At 68.4% G+C, this 3,957-nt stretch carries 4 protein-coding genes; all 4 read left to right on the forward strand.

What is annotated here, in order from left to right:
- Positions 1-676 (forward strand): sugar ABC transporter substrate-binding protein (locus CM1CMNOD_RS15525; protein WP_131774058.1); only part of this gene is annotated, 676 nt, incomplete at its 5' end.
- A 96-nt stretch (positions 677-772) separates the two neighbouring features.
- Positions 773-2,410, forward strand: coding sequence for a sugar ABC transporter ATP-binding protein (locus tag CM1CMNOD_RS15530; RefSeq protein WP_013874546.1), 1,638 nt, complete (start codon positions 773-775; stop codon positions 2,408-2,410).
- Positions 2,407-3,450 (forward strand): ABC transporter permease, encoded by a 1,044-nt coding sequence (locus CM1CMNOD_RS15535; protein WP_013874547.1) that lies wholly within the window; start codon positions 2,407-2,409, stop codon positions 3,448-3,450. The genes CM1CMNOD_RS15530 and CM1CMNOD_RS15535 overlap by 4 nt, the downstream gene beginning before the upstream one ends.
- A 365-nt stretch (positions 3,451-3,815) precedes the next feature.
- Positions 3,816-3,957 (forward strand): zf-TFIIB domain-containing protein (locus CM1CMNOD_RS23715; protein ID WP_347403399.1); only part of this gene is annotated, 142 nt, incomplete at its 3' end.

Here is a 3,957-nt window from a genome sequence, read left to right on the forward strand (position 1 = left end):
CTGCGACGACCCCAAAGCAGGCGGCGGCGCGTCGCTGTACTCGGCGACCATCAATTCCAGTGGCACCCCTGCCCAGTTCGGTACCAGGTGGGGCACGTTGAAGGCCGACTATGCGATCGCCGCCACCGGAGGCAGGGCGAAGGTCCTACTGATCACGCACCCGGACTTCGTCGTCACCCAGTACGAGGAGGCCGGATATCGAGAAGAACTGGCCAGGTGCGGCGGATGCCAGATCGTCGACACGGTCGATATCACCGGTCAGGACCTTGGCAACCCGGCGACGACGGCGCAGAAGGTGGCCACGGCGTTGCAGAAGCATCCTGAGGCGAACGTCGTGGACGCTCCCGACGACACCACCATGGCCGAGATCTCCCAGGTCATCACCGCACGCCAGAACTCCGATCTCGTCGTGGTGACCGGCGAGGGCTACCCGTCGACCGTGGCCCTGATTCGCAAGAAGGTGGTCACCGCCGCCGGTGGCGTTCCCGCGAACTGGCTCGGCTGGGAGGGCGCGGACGCGATGAACCGGGTCCTGGCCGGCGAGACGACCATCCCGAACCAGGGGGCCAGCTTCCAGATCATCGACGCCGAGCACGGTCTGCCCGCCTCCGACAGTCAGTCCTGGACGCCGTCGGTCGACTACAGGGCCGCGTTCACCGCGAACTGGACCGGCTGACGTCAACCGCCGCGATGCCCGTGCCGCCCCGGGATCCGTGGGACGGCACGGACATCGCCATACCGGACCACACAGCCGGACCACACAGGAGGACAGATGACCGCCGTCGGCGCGGCGCAGTCTCCGCGGACCCCCGCTCCGGCGATCCGCGTCAACGCGGTCTCCAAGACCTTCGGTGGCACCCGCGCGCTACGCGATGTCAGTTTCGAGGTCCCCCGCGCCTCGGTACACGCGCTGTGCGGCGGAAACGGATCGGGCAAGTCGACGCTCATCAAGATCCTGGCCGGGGTGCACCAGGCTGACAGCGGCACGATCGAGATTGACGGCCACGTCCACGACGCGACCCGGACGAACCCGGGGTGGGCCGGTTCGAACGGGCTCTACTTCGTCCATCAGGCGGTGGGCACGTTCCCGTCGATGACGGTGGCCGAGAACTTCGCCGTCAGCTCGACCTTCGGCGCGAGGAGCCTGGCTCCGGTCTCGTGGCGGGCGCTGCACCGGCGCGTCCAGAAGGTGCTGGAGCAGTTCGAGATCGACGTCTCGCCAAAGACAATCATGGCGCAGGTTCCGCCCGCCACGCGGACGATGATCGCTGTCGCCCGCGCGTTGCAGTACGAGGCCGAGGCCGGGCGGGGCACGCTGGTCCTCGACGAGCCCACCGCGTCGCTTCCGGCCGAGGAGGCGCAGGCGGTGCTCGACGCCATGCGTGGTTACGCGCGGCGCGGCCACGCCGTCGTCTTCGTGTCGCATCGACTGTCCGAGCTGCTGGCGGTGTCGGACAGCGCGACCTTCCTGAGAGACGGGCAGCATGTCCGGACCTGTGACGCCGCGGACCTCGACGAGAGCAGCCTCGTCCAACTGATCACGGGGCATGCTCCGATCGCGCCGAGCAGGCATGCTGTCGCTACCCACCAGGCCGAGGTCCGTCTGCGGCTTGAGAACTTCGCGGTCGGATCACTGGACGACATCTGCCTTCAGGTGCGTGCCGGGGAGGTCGTCGGAATCGCCGGGCTGCTCGGCTCGGGACGGTCGACGTTGCTGCAGTCGCTGTTCGGGGTCAGGCCGGCTCGGGGAGGTCGAGCGACCCTCGACGGCGTCGAGCTGACAGCCAACGACGTCCCCGCCGCCATCAGGGGTGGCATCGCCTACGTCCCCGAGGACCGCGCCGGACAGGCCGCGTTCGCCGAGCTTTCCGTACGTGCGAACCTGAGCGCGCCGAGTCTGCGGCGCTACTGGAACCGGGTCTGGCTGCGGCGTGCGGCCGAACGTTCCGACACCCAGGGCGTCATCGAACGCTACAAGATCAAGGTCGACGGGCCCGAAGCGTACTTCGCCACCATGTCCGGCGGAAACCAGCAGAAGGTGGTGCTGGCGCGCTGGCTGGAACTGGCGCCGCGGCTGCTGCTGCTCGACGAGCCGACCCAGGGCGTCGACATCGGCGCCCGTACAGCGATTCACCAGCTCGTCCGCCAGGTCGCGGCCGCCGGAACCGCAGTGCTTCTCGTCAGCTCCGATCCTCAGGAACTCGTCGACGCGTGCGACCGGGTGGTCGGTGTTCACAGCGGGCGGATCACGGGCGAGGCGTCAGGCGCCGACCTGACCGTGCGGCGCTGTACCGAACTCGGTCACGGGCTGGGCGCACCGTCCGGAGCGCGCACGCCGACGTCGCGCGCCCTCGGCCCACGGACACCCGCCACCCACCCACCGACCAGCATGGAGCCTCGAACATCATGACAGCGACTGCCACCGACCAGCGTCCGAACAGTCCCGCGCCCCCTGGCTCAGGGCGTCCGCCACGCCGTGCGAACTGGCCGGGCGGGGCGCGGTGGCTCGCCCTCGGCGAGCGGTTCGGCCTCCTGGTGCTGATCGTTGCCATCATCGTCGCCTGGTCGGTGCGGTTCCCCGACACGTTCGCCACCGTACACAACTGGCAGATCATCGGTAGTTCACAGTCAGTGAATCTGATCATTGCGCTGGCGCTGATGGTCCCGCTCCTGAGCAACAACTTCGATCTCTCAGTCGGGTCCACCGCCAGCCTGGCGTCGATGCTCACCGCGGGCCTCATGGCACGCAACGGATGGAACCTGCTCGAGGCCGTACTGGTGGTTCTGGTCACGGGTCTGCTGATCGGAGCCGTCAACGGGCTGCTCGTCACACGGTTCGGGCTCAACGGGCTCATCGCCACCCTCGGATCAGCGACCGTGCTCGACGGGATGCAGAGCTGGTACAGCCACAACCTCAGCATCTCCTCCGGCTTCTCGCAGAAGCTGGTCGACTTCGGGACCGCCACGTTCTGGAAGATCCCGTGGTTGACCGTCGTCGCCCTGCTCATCGCGCTGGTGATCGGATACATCGTCGCGCAGACGCCGTTCGGTCGCAGGCTCGTGGCTGTCGGGTCGTCGAGCCCGGCAGCCCGCCTGGTCGGCGTGCGGGTGGACCGACTGGTGCTGGCGAGCTACATGACGTCAGGAGGGCTCGCCGCGGCTGGCGGGGTGCTCCTGCTGGCGCAGCAGGGCAGCGCGATCCCCGGCACGACCGGTATCGGCGTCCTTCTCCCAGCTCTTGCCGCCGTCTACCTGGGAGCGTCCACGTGGGCGCCCGGTCAGTTCAACGTCGTGGGAACGATCCTCGGTCTGGTCCTGGTCGCCGTGATCGTCAGCGGCCTGACCCTCGGCGGTGCCGCAACGTGGGTCAGCGGTGTTGCCGACGGCGGCGCGCTGATCCTCGCGGTCGGCGCGTCAGCGGCATTCAGACGCAGGCGGCGAGGCGCGTGACCCCCGCACCGTTCGGTCCTGGCCAAGAGGACACCCCCGACGGGCCGGAGATCCCGCGGCAACCGGACTACGACGAAGTCGAACTGGCCGCGCTTCGCGAATCAGGCGCGATCACGTAACCTGCTGCCGCGCCGAACACCGGCCGACGACTCTCACTTCTCGCGGAGAGGGCTTCGGCCGGATCAGGACCGTCAGTGGGGGTACGGCCCAGCCGCGCCGACGGTCCGAGCCGCGACCGACAGGCCGGTGTGACGTCCCCTGGTCACATCCGGGACACCCGGTACGCTACTGGCGAATCGAATGATCTAATGGGCCGCACCAGGCGAGCGAGTGCGAGATGGGTGAGTTTCGTCGTGAGCTACACACTGCAGTGTCCCAAGTGCCGCGGGGTGATGCGGACCTACAACCGCAGCGGCGTGCAGATCGAGCAGTGCGACAACTGCCGGGGAATCTTCCTTGACTACGGGGAACTGGAAGCCATCAGCCGGCTCGAGGCGCAGTTCAACC

This window comes from Protofrankia symbiont of Coriaria myrtifolia (assembly GCF_900634755.1).
Classification (GTDB): Bacteria; Actinomycetota; Actinomycetes; order Frankiales; family Frankiaceae; genus Protofrankia; species Protofrankia coriariae.

What these genes read in the sequence shown, in the direction of transcription:
- CM1CMNOD_RS15530 (WP_013874546.1), top strand. Translation starts at nt 773, where the DNA reads ATGACCGCCGTCGGCGCGGCGCAGTCTCCGCGGACCCCCGCTCCGGCG.
- CM1CMNOD_RS15535 (WP_013874547.1), top strand. Translation starts at nt 2,407, where the DNA reads ATGACAGCGACTGCCACCGACCAGCGTCCGAACAGTCCCGCGCCCCCT.